This is a genomic window from Bradyrhizobium sp. th-b2 (assembly GCF_000426785.1).
Taxonomy (GTDB): domain Bacteria; phylum Pseudomonadota; class Alphaproteobacteria; order Rhizobiales; family Xanthobacteraceae; genus Bradyrhizobium; species Bradyrhizobium septentrionale.
In genome coordinates this window covers 308,842-328,416 of record NZ_AUGA01000001.1, presented here as the reverse complement: position 1 = coordinate 328,416, position 19,575 = coordinate 308,842, and the positions used below count along the sequence as shown (strand labels likewise).

Genomic DNA, 19,575 nt, shown 5'->3' with positions numbered 1-19,575 from the left:
TCAGAAATCGAAATTGATCATCTTCTTCATCACCAGCACGCCCATCGACATCCAGACGGCGCAGGCGACCAGCATCAGCTGGCCCATCGAGTTGGTCCACAGCAGCGCGATGTAGTCGGGGGTCGTGAGGAACACGAGGATCATCACGATCGGCGGCAGCGAGCCGATGATGGCGGCGGAGGCCTTGGCTTCCATCGACATCGCCTGGATCTTCTCGGCCATCTTCTTGCGGTCGCGCAGCACCTTGGACAAATTGCCGAGCGCTTCCGACAGATTGCCGCCGGACTTCTGCTGGATCGCGATCACGATGCCGAAGAAGTTTGCTTCCGGCAGCGGCATGCGCTCATAGAGCCGGGAACAGGCCTCGCCGAGGGGCATGCCGATCGCCTGGGTCTCGATGATCGCGAGGAACTCGCTGCGCAACGGCTCCGATGCGTCGTTGACGACCGCCTTGAGCGATTCGAACAGCGGCAGGCCGGCCTTGATGCCGCGCACGATGACGTCGACGGCGTCGGGCAGCGCCCGCAGGAAGGCCTTCTCCCGCCGCTTCTTCAGCCAGCCGAGCAGCCAGCGCGGTACGCCGAGACCCATGGCAAACCCGATGCCGGCCGCGCCGAGCATGCCTCCGCCGGCCAGAAATGCCGCGCCGAATCCGAACAGGCCGAGGGCTCCGGAGATTATCCAGAATTTCTGCTCGGACCATTCCAGTCCGGCCTGCGAGATGCGCATGCCGAGCGGGACTTTCCTGTCCTTCTGCCGCCGCGCCTCGAGCTCCTTCAACGATCCCTCGACCTGCTCGCGGCGCGAGCGTTGCGTGCGGTCGACATTTCGTGCTGCTGCAGGCTCGCTGCGCGCCACCGATGCGCGGCGCGACTCGGCCTTCTTCTCTCCCGACAGGTAGGGATAAAGGAAGACCCAGGCGATGCCGCCCACGGTCGTGGCGGCGAGGAAGGCCAGGGCAACGGTTTGCGTCTGCATCCTGCGTTCCCCTAGACCGGCGCCGGCGCGTCGGAGGCGTCGAGCGCCGCCGCAAGCCGCTTCTCTTCATTGTAGTAGCGCGCACGCTCCCAGAAGCGTGGCCGGCCGATGCCGGTCGAGCGGTGCTTGCCGATGATCTTGCCGTTGGCGTCTTCCCCGACCACGTCGTAGAGGAAGACATCCTGGGTGATGATGGTATCGCCTTCCATACCCATCACCTCGGTGATGTGCGTGATGCGGCGCGAGCCGTCGCGCAGGCGCGCAGCCTGCACGATGATGTCGACCGAGGCGCAGATCATCTCGCGGATGGTGCGCGACGGAAGCGAGAAGCCGCCCATCGTGATCATGGATTCGCAGCGCGACAGTGCTTCGCGCGGATTGTTGGCGTGCAGCGTGCCCATCGAGCCGTCGTGGCCGGTGTTCATCGCCTGCAACAGGTCGAACGCCTCTGGTCCGCGGACTTCGCCGACGATGATCCGCTCCGGGCGCATACGCAGGCAGTTGCGCACCAGTTCGCGCATCGTCACCTGGCCCTCGCCCTCGATGTTCGGCGGCCGGGTTTCCAGCCGCACCACATGCGGCTGCTGCAGCTGGAGTTCGGCGGCGTCTTCGCAGGTGATAATGCGCTCGTCGTGCTCGATATAGTTGGTCAGGCAGTTCAGCAGCGTGGTCTTGCCGGAGCCGGTACCGCCTGAGATGATCACGTTGCAGCGGACCCGGCCGATGATCTGCAGGATGGTCGCCCCTTCCGGCGTGATCGCGCCGAACTTGACGAGCTGGTCCAGCGTCAGCTTGTCCTTCTTGAATTTGCGGATGGTCAGCGCAGGCCCGTCGATCGCCAGCGGCGGTACGATGGCATTGACGCGCGAGCCGTCGGCGAGGCGGGCGTCGCAGATCGGCGAGGATTCGTCGACGCGCCGGCCGACCTGGCTGACGATGCGCTGACAGATGTTGAGCAGCTGCTGGTTGTCGCGAAAGCGGATGCCGGTGCGCTGGATCTTGCCGGCGACTTCGATGAACACGGTGCCGGCGCCGTTGACCATGATGTCGGCGATGTCGTCGCGCGACAGCAAGGGCTCCAGCGGTCCGTAGCCGAGCACATCGTTGCAGATGTCGTCGAGCAGCTCTTCCTGTTCGGCGATCGACATCACGATGTTCTTGATCGCGATGATCTCGTTGACGATGTCGCGGATTTCCTCGCGCGCGGACTCGCTGTCCAGCTTGGCGAGCTGGGCAAGGTCGATCGCCTCGATCAGGGCGCCGAAGATCGTCGCCTTGACCTGATAATAGTTGTCCGAGCGGCGGGCTTCGACGATTGGAGCCGGCGGCGGCTTGGCCGGGGCCAGCGGCGGTGACGAGATCGTGGGCGCGACGGACTCGCGCGCCATCGGCGGCGCGCCGGCGGGCTCCGGCGCCTGAAAGGCGGGCTTGGGTGCCCGCACGTCCCCATCGTTTCCGCTACGCTTACCAAACACGACGTCTTGACTCCACGCGGGCCACTATTTGGACCGCAGCTTTTCGAGCAGGGGCGACAGGAAGGACCCCCGCGGCTTCTTGGTCTCGCCGCGGCCTGTCAGCCGCTGCGCCATCTGCAGGAACATCTCGACCGCGCGGTGATTGGCGGAGATTTCCGCGATCATCTGGCCGTTGTTGGCAGCCGAACCGAAGATCTGCGGATCGAACGGGATTGCGGCGATCGGCTGGCTTTCGATCGCCTTGGCGAACTCGCCCGCAGCGATCTCCGGCCGTTTCGGCACGCCGACCTGGTTGAGGCAGTACAGCGGCGCGCGGTCGTTGGGCCGGGACGCCTTCAGGAGGTCGAACATGTTCTTGGCGTTACGCAGATTGGCGAGATCGGGCGCCGCCACGATCAGGATGTCGTCGGCCGCGATCAATGCGCGCTTGGTCCAGCCAGACCATTGGTGCGGTACGTCGAGCACGATGCAGGGCATCGTGGTGCGCAGCGTATCGAAGATCGCATCGAACGCTTCGGCGCCGAAATCGTAGACCTTGTCGAGCGTGGCCGGCGCCGCCAGCAGGCTCAGATGGTCGGTGCATTTCGACAGCAGGCGGTCGACGAAGGCGGTATCGACGCGGTCCGGCGAGAACACGGCGTCCGCGATGCCTTGCGCCGGATCCTGGTTGTAGTTGAGGCCGGCGGTGCCGAACGCGAGGTCGAGGTCGGCGACAACGGAATCCAGCGCCAGATCGCGGGCGATCGCCCAGGCGACATTGTGGGCAATCGTCGAGGCGCCGACGCCGCCCTTGGCGCCGACGACGGCGACGATGCGGCCGACCGCCTTGGCTTCCGGCGCCGAGAACAGGTTGCAGACCGCGCGCACCACGTCGATTGCATGGGCCGGCGCGATCACATAGTCGCTGACGCCGCGGCGCACCAGCTCGCGATACAGCGTGACGTCGTTGACGCGGCCGATCACGACCACGCGGGTGCCGGCATCGCAGACCGTGGCGAGCTGATCGAGGCCGGTCAGGATGTCGCCGCGGCCCTCGGTCTCGAGGATGATGACGTTGGGCGTTGGCGCCGAGCGATAGGCCTCGACGGCGGCGGCCATGCCGCCCATCTGGATCTTGAGGTGAGCCTTGGCCAGCCGGCGATCCTCGCCGGCCGACTGCACGGCGGCGGCGGTCTCGACCGTTTCGCAGAACGCCTGAACCGAAACCCGTGGCGCCGGAGCAATATGGTCGTCCACGGCTTGCGACGTGGCGTCCGGCTGCTCTTCGGAGTTTTGCTGCGCGTAGGTGATCATTTTCCTGTATCGCTTAGCTTGGCCCTGTCGGACTCGGGATACGTCGTGGCGGTGGTGGTGCCCTTGCGATACTTGTCAAAGGCGATATTGCGACGCGACGTGTAGGCAGGGGTCTCCGCGCGCGGCTGCACGAGGTCAGACGGGTTTTCGACCATGGCGGCGAGGTTGCGCTGATTGGCGCAGCCGAAATTGTAGTACTGCTGGTTCTCGATGTAGGCCCTGTTGTGGATCGACGGGCCGAGGTCGTCCGGCCAGAGGCCGCACGGCCCCGCGGTGGCCTTCATCTTTGGATAGTTCACCCGGATCGCCGGCATCATCCGCGGATCGTCGGGGTGATATTTGCGAACGAGCATCCCGCGCGGCGGCACGCCGGCGGCGGCGAAGGTGGCCTGGATCTCGCGCAGGGATTCCTGGGCGGGCCGGGCGTTCGGCGTGTCGACCGGAACGTCGATCGTCACGGCGCCGGTTCCCTCGCGCATCCAGTCCCCTGCCATCTCCATCACCGAGGCGCGCTGATCCGCGGTCAGGCCGCCGCGGCTGCGGCCGACGAACACCACGATCGAGCGATCAGCCTCGGTCACCGAGATCGGATGACGCTGGCGATAGTCGGCGGGGGCGTCCATCGCGAAACTGTTGTCGGCGGCGTGCTGGCAGGCGCCGAGCGTCACGGCAACGCCGACGAGCGCCGCTGCGATAGCGATCGGGCGCTTGGTACCGGCGGGTGTCCTGGATGTGGTCTGTGTCATCGTCCGCCTCAGTCCGTGATAAAGCCGTAGGTGCCGCGGTAATTCCGCGCCGGCTCGGTCCGGCCCGGCACGCCGTAGACGCGATTAATGCTGCCCAGCAGGTCGGCCTGCGGATCCGACGCATTGGCGAAACCGTCATCCGGACGCGACAGGTCCTTCTGCGCCACCGCGCGAACGATATAGGGCGTCACCAGCACCATCATTTCGGTCTGGTTGTTGACGAAGTCGCGGCTGCGGAACAGCGTGCCGAGCACCGGCAGCGTCGACAGCCCGGGAAGGCCGTTGATCGCCTGCTTGGTCTGGTCCTGGATCAGGCCGGCCATCGCCATCGAGCCGCCCGATGGAATTTCCAGCGTGGTCTCTGCGCGGCGGGTCTTGATCGAAGGGATCGTCGTTCCGTTCGCGCCGCCGGTGAGCGAGTTCTCGGTCGAGACTTCCGACACTTCCGTCATCACGCGCAGGCTGATCCGGCCCTCGGTCAGCACCACCGGCGTGAAGTTGAGCGAAATGCCGAATTTCTTGAAGCTGACGGTCTGAACGCACTGTCCGATCGCGCCGCTCGTCGTGGTCTGACAGGTCACGCCGGTTGGAATTGGAAATTCGCCGCCGGAGATGAAGGTGGCTGATTCGCCTGAGATCGCGGTCAGGTTCGGCTCGGCGAGCGTGCGGACGACGCCGGCGCTTTCCATGGCGCGGATCGTTGCGGAGACCGAGGGCGCCGACCCGAACGCGGTGGTGATGGCGTTGTTGGGCACCAGCGCTGCGTTGTTCGCCGTAAACGGGTTGGCGTTGGCGAATTTCACCACCGCTGTGCCGTAATTGAGATTTGCGGTGAGGTCGATGCCGAGCTGCTTGATCAGGCTGCGCGAGACTTCGGCAACTGTGACTTTCAACATCACCTGGTCACGGCCGCGAACCGTGATGGAATTCACGACCTTGTCGGTGCTGCCGACCAGCCGGGCGGCCATCTCGCCGGCCTGCTGCGCCTCGACCGGGCTCGCCGCACTGCCGCTCAGCACGACGCCCTCTCCGACGCCCTCGATCTGGATGTCGGAATTCGGCATTGCCTGACGCAGCGCCGCACGGACCCCGTTGAGGTCGCGTTTGACCGCGATGTCATAGGCCGCGATCTGCTGGCCGGCGGCATCGAAGAACACGATGTTGGTCTGGCCGACCGTCGCGCCGATGATGTAGGCGCGTTGCGCCGAGCGGACCACGGCGTTGGCGATCTTCGGATCGGCGACCAGGACGTCCTTGATGTCCCTGGGTAGATCGATCACCACTGATTTGCCGACGCCGAGCGCAAGGAAACGGGCGTTCATCTGACCATCGGCCGCGGCAGGGGCGGCGGCGGCGCGGTAGTCGCTCGCTACCACCGGCGTCAGCGCCGGGTTGAGCGTGAGCGCTGCGACCGCCGAGAACGACAATGCGCGGACCATGTAGGCCCGCATCGTCCGTTGAGTTGCCCCGCCCTTCATCACGTCTGTCCTCATGATCACTTCTGCATCGTTGCCTGGTTGGCAACGCCAAAGCGGATGACGTTGATCGTCTCACCGCGCTTTTGGGGGTTGTCGTCGGTCCTGACGTCGGTCGCGTTGACGTCGACGATGCTGCGCAGCGCCAGCGACAGGATGCCGCTCTGGCGCGCGCGCGCCAGCGTCTCGGTCTGCTCGGGCTTCAGCTCCAGCGTCACCGTTTTGCCGATCAGTGCGTTGGTGCCGTCCTTCTCCTTAGGAGCCTGATCGATCGCGAGCACCCGGATATTGGTCAGGATGACCTCGGAATTGACGATGTCGGCGCCATTGCGGTCAGGATTCTTGTCCCGCTTCGACAGCAGGACGTCGACCCGGTCATTCGGCAGGATGAAGCCGCCGGCGCCCGTCTCCGGTGAGATCTCGGTCGATACCGCCCGCATGCCGGTCGGCAGGATCGCAGCCATGAAACCGCTTCCGTCCGCCTTGACGAGCTTCTGCTCGCGAATCGGCTCGCCCTGGATGAAGGGGGCACGGGCGATCGAGCCGGTGACGTCCTTGATGGCTTCGGCGTTGCTGTCCCTGCGCATGAAGCTGGCGCTGGCGGTCGCCGCCGGCCAGGTCTGCCACTGCAGATCCTCGGGCTTCACCGCCTGGCCGAGGCCGATGTCGGCTTTCGCGACCAGGATGTCGACGGTAGGCAGCTGCGCGACCGGGGGAGGCGCCGCCGGCTTGTCGTCGCCTCCGCTTGCCAAATAGAGCGCCGCAAGGCCGGCGCAGCCTGCAATTGCCAGGACCAGAATGCGGGCCTTATCCATTACGCTTCACTTTCCACATGACGCCGCGACGCTGCCGCCGCCGTGATGGGAGTTGACCAGCTATTCGTCAAAGCATGGTTAATGAGGCGTATCTAAATCGCCTTAACGAGCGGTTACCGCTGCTTTCTCAGCGCATCGCGAAGTGCGCGAGATCGATCGTCTTGATCCAGTCCGTCTCGGGATAGATCAGCAGGGCGCCGAGGGCGAGTGCGATGCCGTAGGGAATTCCGGTCTGCTTGTCGTGCAGCCGGCTGAGCCAGGCCTGGGACGCGAGCGGGTAGGGCAGGGGCCATTGCCGGAGCTGCAACAGCAGCACGGTCAACGCACCGCCGAACAGCGACGCAAACACCAGATAAGGCAGCAGATGCTCGAACCCGAACCACAGGCTGGCTGCGGCCGCGACCTTGGCGTCGCCGCCGCCGACCCAGCCCATCGCGAACATGCCGAACGCCACCACCAGCACCAGCGCGCCTGCGCCGGCATGGGTAAGAATGTCGTGGACGCCCATCCCGGTCAGCGGCGCCAGCACGAAGAAGCCGGCCGCCAGTGCCAGCGAGATCCGGTTCGGGATCGTCATGGTCAGGAGATCGCTCGCCGCCGCGAAGGCCATCAGGGCCGGAAACAGCATCAAGCGTGCGATGTCGAGGATCATGGATTCATGCCGTCAAGCTGGAGCTGCGGTCGAGACCCGACGCTAGCGGCCATTGGTGAACAATCGGGAAAGGACTGCCGGCCGCTTCGAAGGCGGCCGGCAATTGGAGCCCGACAAATAGCAAAGGTCCCGGGGTTGCCGGGACCTTTGATGCGAACTCGTCGGAACCGGCTTACTTCAGCGAGCCCGAGATCGAGTTGAAGGTACCCGAGAGTTTCGTGCCGACGCCGTTGACCGCAGCGATGATCGCGATGGCGATGCCGGTCGCAATCAGGCCGTATTCGATGGCGGTCGCGCCCGACTCATCCTTCACGAAGCGCGAAACGAGGTTCTTCATAAAATTCACTCCTGTGTACACGTGGCTGGTCGAACTAGGTTTGGTCTGGCCGGCGTTCTCAGCACCGTGACCATGGCGGCACCCTACGGTTCGACGATTTCGGTGCAGTTAATTTGATCGCATAAACTCTGGGGGAACCCGCTGTTGTTGCGCAAAGTAAATTTGGCATTAAGCGGCTCGCCAAAATTGCAGATTGTTACCGAGGCCGGCCGCGGCCTGGGTCTATTCACGGCTCCTTAAGCGCACATCTATACCCATGAGGCTTCCGTAGAATGAGGCTGTCATGTCCACCCTTCCGCTTGAAGTCATCGAGATGCTCGGCCAGACGATGATGAGGGTGGTGCCGATCACGATCGGCCTCGCATTGTTCTTCAGCGTGCTGACCCACTTCTGGGCCTGCAATCCCGGCAAGCCGTGGTGGCAGAAGCGTGAGCTGGTCACTGACATCTGCTACTGGTTCTTCGTGCCGGTGTTCGCCCGCGTGCTGCGCATCGGACTCCTGGTGGTCGGCGCGGCCGCGGTCTTCAACGTGCACGGCGCCGACGATCTCATCGCGTTCTACGAGAACGGGCACGGTCCGCTGTCGCAGCTTCCGCTCTGGCTGCAGTCGATCGTCTTCCTGGTCGCCTCGGACTTCATGCTGTATTGGCTGCACCGGATGTTTCACGGCGGCGGCTTCTGGAAGTACCACGCCATTCATCACTCCTCCGAAGACCTCGAATGGATTTCGGCGGCGCGCTTCCATCCCGTCAATCTCCTGATCGGCACGATCACGGTCGACGTGATTCTGCTGATGGCCGGCATCTCGCCGAACATCATGCTGTGGGTCGGCCCGTTCACCACATTCCATTCGGCCTTCGTCCACGCCAACTTGAACTGGACACTCGGCCCGTTCAAATATGTGATCGCGACGCCGGTGTTTCATCGCTGGCATCACACCGCGCTCGAGGAAGGCGGCGACACCAATTTCGCGGGCACGTTTCCGCTCTGGGACATCCTGTTCGGGACGTTCCGCATGCCCGAAGGCAAGCTTCCGGAGGATTACGGCGTCGACGCCGAGCAGGGCGTCCCGGCCGAGATCGGCGGACAGCTGGCCTATCCGTTCCGGCATTGACGTCGTTGTCCGGCCCGTGCCCGCATGAGTGCTGAGACCGCAACCATCCCGCAGGCAAGGGCCTCCGTGTTCGCCGAGGTCCCGGCCTGGTTCTGGATGGCGTGCGGCGTCTACGCGCTGCTGCTGATCGTCGGCGACAGGCTGCTCGCCGATTCCGACACCTACTGGCAAATCGCGGTCGGCCGCTGGATCCTCGACCATCGCGCGCTGCCGTCAGTCGATATCTATTCGTTCACCAAGGCGGGTCAGCCATGGATGTCGTCGTCCTGGCTGGCGCAGGTCCTGTTCGCGAAGGCCTATGATCTTGCCGGGTGGACCGGGCCCGCGGCGCTGGCCGCGGCCTGTGGTGCCGCCACCTTCGCGCTGCTTACGGCCATTCTCAGCCGCGCGCTGCCGGCGATCTATGCGAGCCTGGTCGCGTTGGCGGCGCTGGTGCTGACATGCGGGCATCTGCTGGCCCGTCCGCATGTGCTGGTGCTGCCGATCATGATGCTCTGGGCGAACGGCCTGATGGTCGCCAGTGAACGCCGCGAGGCCCCCTCGTTCTGGCTGCTGCCGCTGATCGCGCTCTGGGCCAATTTGCATGGTGGCTTTCTGTTCGGCCTCGTGCTTCTCGGCGCCTTTGCGCTCGATGCGATGTGGAATGCCGCGCCCGCGCAAAGATTGCCGCTCGCGCTGCGCTGGACGGCATTCGGTATCGGCGCGCTGGCCGCGTGCTGCGCGACCCCCTACGGATGGGGTTCGCTCCTTGCCTCCTTGAAGATTCTCAGCCTCGGCGAACTGCTGCATCTGATTGCGGAGTGGATGCCGGCGAACTTCAGCCACATCGATGCGTTCGAGCTATCCATTCTCGGCCTGATCGGCGGGGCGCTCTATTGCGGAGTGAGGCTGCCGCTGCCGCGGATCGCCCTGGTGCTGGGCCTGCTGCACATGGCGCTGTCCCATGTCAGGAATCTCGAGCTGTTCGCCCTGCTGCTGCCGCTGGCTGCGTTGACGCCGGTGGCGACCCAGTTCGGTCTGCGTGCCGCGAGCATTGTCCGGCTGAAGGCTGCGCCGACTGCGATATTCATCGTCGCGCTGTGCGCCTCGACCTGGTTCGTTGCGGCACGGGGCAACATCGCGCCGCCGCCGATCCATTCACCCGTTGCTGCCGTTGACGCGCTGAAGGCGTACAATGCCCGGCGCGTGCTCAACGATCTGCAGTTCGGCGGATATCTGATCTGGCGTCAGGTGCCGGTGTTCGTCGACGGGCGTGCCGAGCTTTACGGCGAGACGTTCGAGATGGCCTATTACCGCGCGCTCCAGCTCAAGGACGTCGACGGCTTCTTCGATCTGCTCAAGACCTACAACATCGATGCGGTGATGCTCGACCCGGCGACGCCTGCCTCCAGATTTCTCGATCATATCGATGGATGGCAGCGCCTCTACGCCGACGATCGCGTGGTGATCCATGTGCGTGCGGGCGGTGAGGCGGCGGCTGCGCGCCCCGCGGGATAGGTTTTCGCGCGAGATTCCGAGGCCGCTGGCCGATCCGCTCCGGAAGTCGTGACATCCGCGCAATTCGGCGCTCGATTTTTCCTCTTCTTAAATGAATTACCGTCAGATTCGCCTGCGTCGGGCGCCGGTCCGCTGCGTATCGCTTTTGCCGGCCTGTTAACGTCCCGGGGTACAATATGTCGTTTCAGTCCCATCGTATTCGCGCCGTCACGCGCATTGGATTCATCTCGCTGGCCGCAGCCGTGCTGCTGTCGCCCGCGTTCGCAACGGCAGCGCCCGATCCCGACCGGATCGCGGTCAATGTCGATCAGGCCAAGCTCGTCAAGCTGCCCGGAGGCATTGCCACGATCGTGGTCGGCAATCCCCTGATTGCCGATGTCACCCTGCAGAATGGCGGGGTTGTCGTCGTAACCGGCAAGGGCTACGGCGCGACCAATTTCATCGCGCTCGACCGCACCGGTCAGGTGCTGGTGGACCGCCAGATTCAGGTCGAAGGCCCGACCGACCAGCTCGTCACCGTCTATCGCGGCGTCGATCGCGAGACCTACAGCTGCATGCCGGTCTGTCAGCGCCGCATCACGCTCGGCGACGGCGACGTCTATTTCAAGGCGACCATGGACCAGGCCGGTACGCTCAACACCCAGGCCTCCGGTTCGGGCGCGGCAGGAAAGCCGCAGAACTAGCACGTGTCCGCTCCGGCGCCACTCACGCCGGGGCCGCGGCCGATCGGATACCGTTCGTTCGACATGGTTAAGAAAGACCTAACGGATAGGGGCACTCTGTCTCGATCCGGCGAAACACTTCAACAATGAGTCTTGGGGTAGTTGTTGCCGCCATGTTGATCCGGGGTCGTTGATGCCGCTGCCCGCTCGTTCCTTCGCAGACCTGCTCCGCCGCTTTCGCCGAAATCGCCGTGGCGTGACCGCGGTCGAATTCGCGATGGTCGCACCGCTGTTTTTCGGACTGCTGTTCGCGATCATCGAAGTGGCAATGATCTTCCTTGCCAGCCAGGTGCTCGAGACCGTGACGCAGGATTCGGCCCGCTTCGTCATGACCGGCCAGGCCCAGGGCCTGAGCTACACCCAGGCGCAGTTCAAGAACTACGTCTGCAGCCGGGTCAGCGCGCTGTTCGATTGCACCAACGGCATCTTTGTCGACGTGCGCAGCTATTCCTCGTTCAGCAGCGTCAACATCACGCCGCCGATCGACTCCAGCAACGCGTTCATTCCGGCCACGAAATGGTGTCCCGGCAAGGACGGCGACGTCGTGGTTGTCCGGCTGTACTATCAGTGGCCGCTGTTCGTCACCAAGCTCGGCTTCCACGTCGCCAACCTCTCCAATGGCACGCGGCTGTTGACCGCGACCGCGACGTTCAAGAACGAGCCCTCCGGAACCTCCGGAGCCACATGCTCATGAGCAAAGTCGTGAAAACCCTAACCGCGGCCTTGCTGCGCTCCGTCGGCGCCCTCTGCCATGACCGCCGTGGCCTCGCCGCCGTCGAGTTCGCCTTCATCGTGCCGCTGATGCTGGTGATGTTCTTCGGCACCGTCGAGTTCTCATCCGGCGTCGCGGTCGACCGCAAGGTCACGCTGATGGCGCGCGCCGCGTCGGATCTGACCTCGCAGGCAACGGCGGTGGTCGACACCGACCTGCAGAACTTCTTCAGCGCCGCCGTCGGCATCATGACGCCGTACGATCCGTCACCGACCAAAATCACATTGTCGGAAATCTATATCGACAACTCCAATATCGCGCGGATCCAGTGGAGCAAGGCGGGAACGATCGCCACCGGCGCCACGCAAGCCACGGTGACGACCTCCACGCGCAGTCAGGGTGATGTGGTGACGAGCCTGGTCCCGGCCTCGCTGCTGATTGCGGGCACCTATCTGATCTTCAGTGAAGTCAGCTACAAATACATGCCGACGATCGGCTATGTGATGGCCAAGAGCGGCATCAATCTCAGCGACGTCGCCTATACCAGGCCGCGGCAGTCGCTGTGCGTGAATTATTCCTCGACGTCCGCCACCGCGTCGAACGCCTGCACGACTTACTAGAGCGTTTTCGAGCGAAGTGGGCATCGGTTCGCGTCAAGAAAACCCGTTAAAACAGGAAACTCTAGAGCGCTTTCGAGCGACGTGGGCTGCGGGCCCGCGATCCATACAAAAAGGGCCGTACCCGGAGGTGCGGCCCTTGATGCTTTGACGACAATTTCCTGGAGCTTCGCGCTTCCGGGAAATCGGCTTATCCGGCGGCGCGCAGATTGTCGGCCGAGGATTTGCCGGAACGGCGGTCAGCCACGATCTCGTAGGAGATCTTCTGGCCTTCACGCAGAGTGCCAAGGCCGGCGCGCTCGACTGCACTGATGTGCACGAACACGTCGTTCCCGCCTTCATCCGGCTGGATGAAGCCGTAGCCCTTGGTCGCGTTAAACCACTTCACGGTTCCCATGCTCACGTGGGTAGTCCCTTCTCAGATATACAAGTTCAAGACCCGCTGATCGGCGGGGTGGTGAGATCGAATTTTTGGAAGGGTCGTCAGCGTCTGAACCGGCTGTACCGGTATTGGCTAATGTCGTCCGGCCGAAAATCGATGGTTAGGATATTATTCGATAGAAGGCTTCAAAACAATCCTGACGTGCGCGATTTTTTGGCCGGCGCAGGCGCCGGCCATTGCTGCGCAGGACATCAGGATGTCATGCGCGCAGCAGTTGCAAACCTTGTTTATCGGCGGCGGAACTGGCCGCCGCGCTGCGCTCCGCCCCGCGGCGGGCCGCCGGGCGCGCCGCTCGGACGCTCGTCCTTGTGGCGGAAAATCAGGCGGCCCTTTTCGAGATCGTAGGGCGACATTTCGATCGTAACGCGGTCGCCGGCCAGCGTCTTGATGCGGTTTTTCTTCATCTTGCCGGCGGTGTAGGCGACGATCTCGTGTCCGGCATCGAGTTGTACCCGGTAACGAGCGTCGGGGAGGATTTCGGTCACCAGTCCTTCGAACTGGATCAGCTCTTCCTTAGCCATATGGTTCTCCAGATCGAGCGACGGCTAGTGCTTCGGTCGGTTGTTGCGGTTGGGTTGCGGATTCGGCCGGCTCTCGCGATGCAAGAAGGCGACGCCCTGGATGCCTTCGCTGTTGCCGGCCTGCGACGGACGCGGCGACTCGCCCCGGCTCGTCTGCGGCGCGCCATTATTACCACCTGGACGACGGCGGCGGCGAGGCCCTTTTCCACTCGGAGCCGCCTCATTCTTCCCACGGACATTATGCGCGCGCGGCGCAGAACGGCCACCCCGGTGCGGGTGGGGTGCCTGAGCCGGTGCGGGTTCGCGGTTGCTGCCCGGCGTGCGACGGTCTTCCCGCGGCAGCGTGACGCGGATCAGCCGTTCGATGTCACGCAAATAGCCCATCTCTTCGGCACCCGCGATCAGCGAGATCGCGACCCCGTCGGCGCCGGCGCGCGCGGTGCGGCCGATGCGGTGGACGTAGGTCTCCGGAATGTTGGGCAGGTCGAAATTCACGACATGGCTGATGCCGTCGACGTCGATGCCGCGGGCGGCGATATCGGTCGCCACCAGCGTCCGGATTTCGCCGGTGCGGAACGCCGCCAGCGTACGCTCGCGGTGGTTCTGCGACTTGTTACCGTGGATGGCATTGGCGCTGATGCCGGCTCGCTCCAGGCCTTTCACCACCTTGTCCGCGCCATGCTTGGTGCGGGTGAAGATCAGGGCGCGATTGACCGGTTCCTGCTTCAGCAACTGGGCGAGAATCGCCGGCTTGGCCGCAAAATCGACCTGGATCACGCGCTGCGCGATGCGGTCGACCGTCGAGGCCACCGGCGTCACCGCCACGCGGGCGGGGTCGCGCAGCATCGCTTCGGCGAGCTCGGCAATGTCCTTGGGCATGGTGGCCGAGAAGAACAGCGTCTGCCGCCGGATCGGCAGCTTGGCGACGATCTTCCGGATGTCGTTGATGAAGCCCATGTCGAGCATGCGGTCGGCTTCATCGAGCACCAGGAACTCGACCTGGTTGAGCTTCAGGCCGTTGCTCTGCACGAGATCGAGCAGGCGACCGGGGGTGGCGACCATCACCTCGACGCCCTGCATCACGCTGCGGACCTGGCGGCCCATCGGGACGCCGCCGATGGCGAGCGCCGAGGACAGCCGGAGGTGGCGGCCATAGGCATTGAAGCTGTCGAGGATCTGCCCGGACAGTTCGCGGGTGGGCGAGAGCACCAGCACGCGGCAGCTCTTGGGCTGCGGGCGGACACGGTTCTCAAGCAGCCGGTGCAGGATCGGCAGCGCGAAGGATGCGGTCTTGCCGGTTCCGGTCTGGGCGATGCCGACGACGTCGCGGCCGGCAAGTGCGAGCGGGATGGTCTGGGCCTGGATGGGGGTCGGTGTGAGATAGTTCTCTTCACGAAGCGCGCGGGCGATGGGTTCGGCGAGGCCGAAATCCTGAAAGGAGGTCAAAAGTGGTTCTTTCCATAAAAGCCGTCTTCGTCCCGGTCCAATATCGGCCGGAATCGCTTGAAGGCGTTCGGGACACCCGCGTGTCTGGGGCGTCAAGCTGGGTTAGCTGAAAGGCGAGCCAGAAGCCGCTTGGGGCGGCTTGTACACGCAGCTCGCGAAGGCACCGCGATTTCGCGGGCATGGCGAGGATATGGACCAGGAACAGGGCGGTTTCAAGGTGAGATTGCCGGATCGGTGCTCGAAGTTCGCCGATCGCTCGCGCAAACTGTCACAAATCGGTGCCGGAATTTTAGCCAAAATGGCAAATTTGCCTACAAAATAATCTGATTGCACTTTCAGCAGTCAAGATGACGGCCCAATGATTGAGCAATCGATTTCCGTATTTGCCCGGAACTCGCAAAATTATCCAGCCGGTTCATTGGCTTAAGGTGCTCGCGCACCGTGGCACAGTTCTTGCGATTCCCTTAACCGCAGGCGGCCAAGCGGCCGTTTCGCAAGCGTTCACGCCTGCGTCAGGGAGACGACATTTCATGCTTACTCAGCTTACTCACAAAATAACGACGATGACCCGCCGCCGCGCGCTCGCGGCGACGGCCGGCCTGGTTTTGGGTCTGGCTGCGTCCTCGCCGTTCGCGCCCGCGCAAGCGGCCGACGACACCATCAAGGTTGGCGTTCTCCATTCGCTTTCCGGCACCATGGCCATCAGCGAAACCACGCTGAAGGACACCATCCTTTTCCTGATCGACGAGCAGAACAAGAAGGGCGGCGTGCTTGGCAAGAAGCTCGAGGCCGTCGTGGTCGACCCCGCCTCGAACTGGCCGTTGTTTGCGGAGAAGGCGCGCGAGCTGATCACCAAGGACAAGGTTGCGGTCGTGTTCGGCTGCTGGACCTCGGTGTCGCGCAAGTCCGTGCTCCCGGTGTTCAAGGAGCTGAACAACATCCTGTTCTATCCGGTGCAGTATGAGGGCGAGGAGTCCGAGCGCAACGTGTTCTACACGGGTGCCGCGCCGAACCAGCAGGCGATCCCCGCCGTCGACTATCTGATGAAGGACGAGAAGGTGAAGCGCTGGGTGCTGGCCGGCACCGACTACGTCTATCCGCGCACCACCAACAAGATCCTGGAGGCGTATCTGAAGTCGAAGGGTGTCGCCCAGGAAGACATCATGATCAACTACACGCCGTTCGGTCATTCCGACTGGCAGACGATCGTGGCCGACATCAAGAAGTTCGGCTCGGCCGGCAAGAAGACGGCGGTGGTCTCCACCATCAACGGCGATGCCAACGTCCCGTTCTACAAGGAGCTCGGTAACCAGGGCATCAAGGCGACCGACATCCCGGTGGTCGCGTTCTCGGTCGGTGAAGAAGAGCTCGCCGGCATCGACACCAAGCCGCTGCTCGGCCATCTCGCCGCCTGGAACTACTTCGAGTCGATCAAGACGCCCGAGAACGAGAAGTTCATCAAGGCGTGGCAGGCCTACACCAAGAATCCGAAGCGCGTGACCAACGATCCGATGGAAGCGCACGTGATCGGTTTTGACATGTGGGTCAAGGCGGTCGAGAAGGTGAAGTCGACCGATCCGGACAAGGTGATCGACGCGCTGCCCGGCATCGAAGCCAAGAACCTGACCGGTGGCACCTCGAAGATGCTGCCGAACCACCACATCACCAAGCCGGTGTTCATCGGCGAGATCAAGGGCAACGGCCAGTTCGACGTGGTCTGGAAGACCCCGGGCCTGGTGGCCGGCGACGCCTGGTCGAAGGAGCTCGAGGGCTCCAAGGACCTGATCGGCGATTGGGTCGGCAAGAAGTGCGGCAATTACAACACCAAGACCAACAAGTGCGGCGGCCAGGGCTCCTGAGCTCCTGACCTGATCCACGACACAACACAACCATCCAAGAACCTGGAGAAGGCGGCACAGCTCGCCGCCTTCTCCTCACACTCCTGCCGGGGTACTGACGTGTTCGCCAATTGTATTGATCGTTTTCGTGCGCTGTTTCTCTCGATCCTGCTGCTGAGCTGTTTCGTCGTTCCGGCGCTGGCCGGCCCGTTCGAGGATTCGGTCGCCAAATTCGCCAATGACGAGTTCTCCGACACCGAGGAGGCGATCGGCGGGGTTGCCGCATCGGGCAATGCGCTGGCCTCCCCGATCATCAGCGCGCTGCAGGACGGCCGGCTCTCGGCCGATCCGGACAGCAAGAAGGTCTTCATCACGCAGACCGACGGCAAGATCATCGACGCCGCCACCGGCGCTGCCGTCGACAAGCTGCCCGACAACGCCGCCGCCGTTCGCCTCAACAACCGCCTGCGCCGCACCGTGGATGCCGCGCTCGGTGGCCTGACGCTGTTGTCGCCGGATCCGGCCAAGCGGCTCGCCGCGGCGCAATCGGTGTTCAAGAGCCACGAGGAGAACCTGCTGCCGACGGTGGAGGGCGCGCTCGCCAAGGAGAGCGTCAAGTCGATCAAGCAGGCTTTCGCCGAGGCGCGCGCCGCCATCATCCTGTTCAAGTCGGATGCGTCCGACAGCGACAAGCTCGACGCCGTCGCCGTGGTCAAGGCACGCGGCGACCAGGAGGCGCTGGCGCTGCTCACCGGGCTTGGCGATCAGCCGCCGCTGGTCGCCCAGGCGGCCGCAACCGCGGTCACCTCGATCCAGAGCAATCTCGCAATGTGGTCGATGGTGCAGAATGCCTGGTACGGCCTGTCGCTCGGCTCGGTGCTGCTGCTCGCCGCGATCGGGCTCGCCATCACCTTCGGCGTCATGGGCGTCATCAACATGGCGCATGGCGAGATGGTGATGTTAGGAGCCTACACCACCTTCGTGGTGCAGGAGGTGATCCGGACCCGTTATCCCGCGCTGTTCGACTATTCGCTGCTGATCGCGGTGCCGCTCGCCTTCCTGGTCGCGGGCTTCATCGGTGTCCTGATCGAACGCACCATCATCCGCTTCCTGTACGGCCGCCCGCTGGAGACGCTGCTCGCGACCTGGGGCCTGTCGCTGGTGCTGCAGCAGGCGGTGCGCACCGCGTTCGGCCCGACCAACCGCGAGGTCGGGAATCCCTCCTGGATGAGCGGCGCCTTCGAGCTCGGCCAGATCACCATCACCTATAACCGGCTCTGGATCCTCTGCTTCACGCTCGCCGTGTTCGCCATCCTGCTCGCGATGCTGCGCTACACCGCACTCGGCCTCGAGATGCGCGCTGTGACGCAGAACCGCCGCATGGCGGCCTCGATGGGGATCGCCACCTCGCGCGTCGACGCGCTGACCTTCGGCCTCGGCTCGGGGATCGCCGGCATTGCCGGCGTGGCGCTGTCGCAGATCGACAATGTCAGCCCGAATCTCGGCCAGAGCTACATCATCGACAGTTTCATGGTCGTGGTGTTCGGCGGCGTCGGCAATCTCTGGGGTACGCTGGTCGGCGCCTTCACGCTCGGCATCGCCAACAAGTTCCTCGAGCCGGTGGCGGGTGCGGTGCTCGGCAAGATCGCGATCCTGGTGCTGATCATCCTGTTCATCCAGAAGCGGCCGCGCGGCCTGTTCGCGCTCAAGGGTCGGGCGGTGGAAGCATGACGCCGCACATCCTCACCCGTTCGCTCGACCGCGCCGCGACCGCGTTCGTTCTGCTCGTCGCCGCGGTCGGGGTGCTGATCCCGCTGTCGAACCTGCTGCTGCCGCAGGGCTCGATGTTCCAGGTGCCGACCTATCTGGTGGCGCTGTGGGGCAAATATGTCTGCTACGCCATCCTCGCGCTCTCGATCGATCTGATCTGGGGCTATTGCGGCATCCTCTCGCTCGGCCATGGCGCGTTCTTCGCGCTCGGCGGCTACGCCATGGGCATGTATCTGATGCGCCAGATCGGCAGCCGCGGCGTTTATGGCAATCCTGTTCTGCCCGACTTCATGGTCTTCCTGAACTGGGACAAGCTGCCCTGGTATTGGTACGGCTTCGACAAATTCGCATTTGCAGCGCTGATGGTGCTGCTGGTGCCGGGTCTGCTCGCCTTCTGCTTCGGCTGGCTCGCCTTCCGCTCGCGTGTCACCGGCGTCTATCTCTCGATCATCACGCAGGCGATGACCTATGCGCTGCTGCTGGCGTTCTTCCGCAATGATTTCGGCTTCGGCGGCAACAACGGCCTGACCGACTTCAAGGACATCCTTGGCTTCAACGTGCAGGCCGAAGGAACCCGCGCCGCGCTGTTCCTGCTGAGCTGCCTTGCGCTGATCATCGCGTTCCTGATCTGCCGCGCGATCGTGACCTCGAAGCTCGGAAAGGTCCTGATCGCGGTGCGTGACGCCGAAAGCCGGACCCGCTTCCTCGGCTATCGCGTCGAATCCTACAAGCTGTTCGTGTTCACGCTGTCGGCCTGCATGGCGGGCGTCGCCGGCGCGCTCTACGTGCCGCAGGTCGGCATCATCAATCCGAGCGAATTCGCCCCCGGCAATTCGATCGAGGCGGTGATCTGGGTCGCGGTCGGCGGCCGCGGTACGCTGATCGGAGCGGCGCTCGGCGCCGTCGTCGTCAACTACGCCAAGACGGTTTTTACCTCCGGGCCGCTCGCGCCGTACTGGCTGTTCATGCTCGGCGCGCTGTTCATCCTGGTCACGCTGCTATTGCCCAAGGGCATCGTCGGCACCATCAACGGCTGGTGGGAGAACGCGCGGCGCAGCTCTCCCGACGCTGAGAGTGCCGCGCGCGAAGACGGCGTCGGCGCACCGAATCCGGCGGAGTAGGCAA

19 protein-coding genes are annotated in these 19,575 nt (G+C 64.1%); 8 read left to right on the top strand and 11 right to left on the bottom strand.

Translation table 11 applies throughout. The features are described 5' to 3' along the window. The 8 genes from K359_RS0101620 to K359_RS0101585 all read right to left on the bottom strand — a co-directional run bounded on the left by K359_RS0101620 (window position 1) and on the right by K359_RS0101585 (window position 7,771). Window positions 1–978: a type II secretion system F family protein gene (locus K359_RS0101620; protein ID WP_029077761.1), complete on the bottom strand. Its 978-nt coding sequence runs from the start codon at window positions 976–978 to the stop codon at window positions 1–3. A gap of 11 nt (window positions 979–989) precedes the next feature. Further along, window positions 990–2,453, bottom strand: a complete 1,464-nt coding sequence (locus K359_RS0101615; protein WP_029077760.1) for a CpaF family protein — start codon at window positions 2,451–2,453, stop codon at window positions 990–992. Window positions 2,454–2,477: 24 nt separating this feature from the next. After that, window positions 2,478–3,746, bottom strand: coding sequence for an AAA family ATPase (locus tag K359_RS0101610; protein WP_029077759.1), 1,269 nt, complete (start codon window positions 3,744–3,746; stop codon window positions 2,478–2,480). Next, on the bottom strand, window positions 3,743–4,492 hold the full coding sequence (locus K359_RS0101605; RefSeq protein ID WP_029077758.1) for a CpaD family pilus assembly protein: 750 nt from the start codon (window positions 4,490–4,492) through the stop codon (window positions 3,743–3,745). The genes K359_RS0101610 and K359_RS0101605 overlap by 4 nt, the downstream gene beginning before the upstream one ends. A gap of 8 nt (window positions 4,493–4,500) precedes the next feature. Continuing rightward, complete coding sequence (locus K359_RS0101600; RefSeq protein ID WP_156928305.1) at window positions 4,501–5,985, bottom strand: type II and III secretion system protein family protein; 1,485 nt, start codon at window positions 5,983–5,985, stop codon at window positions 4,501–4,503. A gap of 2 nt (window positions 5,986–5,987) precedes the next feature. Beyond that, complete coding sequence (gene cpaB / locus K359_RS0101595; protein ID WP_029077756.1) at window positions 5,988–6,782, bottom strand: Flp pilus assembly protein CpaB; 795 nt, start codon at window positions 6,780–6,782, stop codon at window positions 5,988–5,990. A 127-nt stretch (window positions 6,783–6,909) separates the two neighbouring features. Beyond that, window positions 6,910–7,434 (bottom strand): prepilin peptidase, encoded by a 525-nt coding sequence (locus K359_RS0101590; RefSeq protein WP_029077755.1) that lies wholly within the window; start codon window positions 7,432–7,434, stop codon window positions 6,910–6,912. 172 nt (window positions 7,435–7,606) lie between these two features. Next, on the bottom strand, window positions 7,607–7,771 hold the full coding sequence (locus K359_RS0101585; protein ID WP_016842642.1) for a Flp family type IVb pilin: 165 nt from the start codon (window positions 7,769–7,771) through the stop codon (window positions 7,607–7,609). A 283-nt stretch (window positions 7,772–8,054) separates the two neighbouring features. Between K359_RS0101585 and K359_RS0101580 the strand changes: the two genes are divergently transcribed. The 5 genes from K359_RS0101580 (at window position 8,055) to K359_RS0101560 (ending at window position 12,436) form a co-directional block, all read left to right on the top strand. Then, window positions 8,055–8,885: a sterol desaturase family protein gene (locus tag K359_RS0101580; protein ID WP_029077754.1), complete on the top strand. Its 831-nt coding sequence runs from the start codon at window positions 8,055–8,057 to the stop codon at window positions 8,883–8,885. A 24-nt stretch (window positions 8,886–8,909) separates the two neighbouring features. Continuing rightward, the gene (locus K359_RS0101575; protein WP_035975819.1) at window positions 8,910–10,382 is read left to right on the top strand and encodes a hypothetical protein; all 1,473 of its coding nucleotides are present in this window, start codon (window positions 8,910–8,912) and stop codon (window positions 10,380–10,382) included. Between the two features lie 176 nt (window positions 10,383–10,558). Then, complete coding sequence (locus tag K359_RS0101570) at window positions 10,559–11,065, top strand: pilus assembly protein N-terminal domain-containing protein (RefSeq protein WP_029077752.1); 507 nt, start codon at window positions 10,559–10,561, stop codon at window positions 11,063–11,065. A 172-nt stretch (window positions 11,066–11,237) separates the two neighbouring features. After that, window positions 11,238–11,798: a TadE/TadG family type IV pilus assembly protein gene (locus K359_RS0101565; protein WP_029077751.1), complete on the top strand. Its 561-nt coding sequence runs from the start codon at window positions 11,238–11,240 to the stop codon at window positions 11,796–11,798. Next, window positions 11,789–12,436 carry a TadE/TadG family type IV pilus assembly protein gene (locus K359_RS0101560; RefSeq protein ID WP_051345938.1) on the top strand — a complete coding sequence of 216 codons (648 nt, stop codon included), beginning with the start codon at window positions 11,789–11,791 and terminating at the stop codon, window positions 12,434–12,436. The genes K359_RS0101565 and K359_RS0101560 overlap by 10 nt, the downstream gene beginning before the upstream one ends. A gap of 187 nt (window positions 12,437–12,623) precedes the next feature. Here K359_RS0101560 and K359_RS0101555 read toward each other — a convergent pair whose 3' ends face one another. The 3 genes from K359_RS0101555 to K359_RS0101545 all read right to left on the bottom strand — a co-directional run bounded on the left by K359_RS0101555 (window position 12,624) and on the right by K359_RS0101545 (window position 14,842). After that, window positions 12,624–12,836 (bottom strand): cold-shock protein, encoded by a 213-nt coding sequence (locus tag K359_RS0101555; protein ID WP_016842648.1) that lies wholly within the window; start codon window positions 12,834–12,836, stop codon window positions 12,624–12,626. Between the two features lie 266 nt (window positions 12,837–13,102). Next, a complete protein-coding gene (gene infA, locus K359_RS0101550) occupies window positions 13,103–13,396 on the bottom strand; it encodes a translation initiation factor IF-1 (RefSeq protein ID WP_016842649.1) in 294 nt (97 codons plus the stop codon). 24 nt (window positions 13,397–13,420) lie between these two features. Beyond that, entirely contained in the window at window positions 13,421–14,842 is a 1,422-nt protein-coding gene (locus tag K359_RS0101545) for a DEAD/DEAH box helicase (RefSeq protein WP_029077749.1), read from the bottom strand. 530 nt (window positions 14,843–15,372) lie between these two features. Between K359_RS0101545 and urtA the strand changes: the two genes are divergently transcribed. The 3 genes from urtA to urtC all read left to right on the top strand — a co-directional run bounded on the left by urtA (window position 15,373) and on the right by urtC (window position 19,571). Beyond that, on the top strand, window positions 15,373–16,701 hold the full coding sequence (gene urtA / locus K359_RS0101540; RefSeq protein WP_029077748.1) for an urea ABC transporter substrate-binding protein: 1,329 nt from the start codon (window positions 15,373–15,375) through the stop codon (window positions 16,699–16,701). A 114-nt stretch (window positions 16,702–16,815) separates the two neighbouring features. After that, complete coding sequence (urtB, locus tag K359_RS0101535; RefSeq protein ID WP_156928327.1) at window positions 16,816–18,411, top strand: urea ABC transporter permease subunit UrtB; 1,596 nt, start codon at window positions 16,816–16,818, stop codon at window positions 18,409–18,411. Beyond that, window positions 18,408–19,571, top strand: coding sequence for an urea ABC transporter permease subunit UrtC (urtC, locus tag K359_RS0101530; protein WP_029077746.1), 1,164 nt, complete (start codon window positions 18,408–18,410; stop codon window positions 19,569–19,571). Before urtB ends, urtC begins: the two co-directional genes overlap by 4 nt. The last annotated feature ends 4 nt before the right edge of the window (window positions 19,572–19,575 follow it).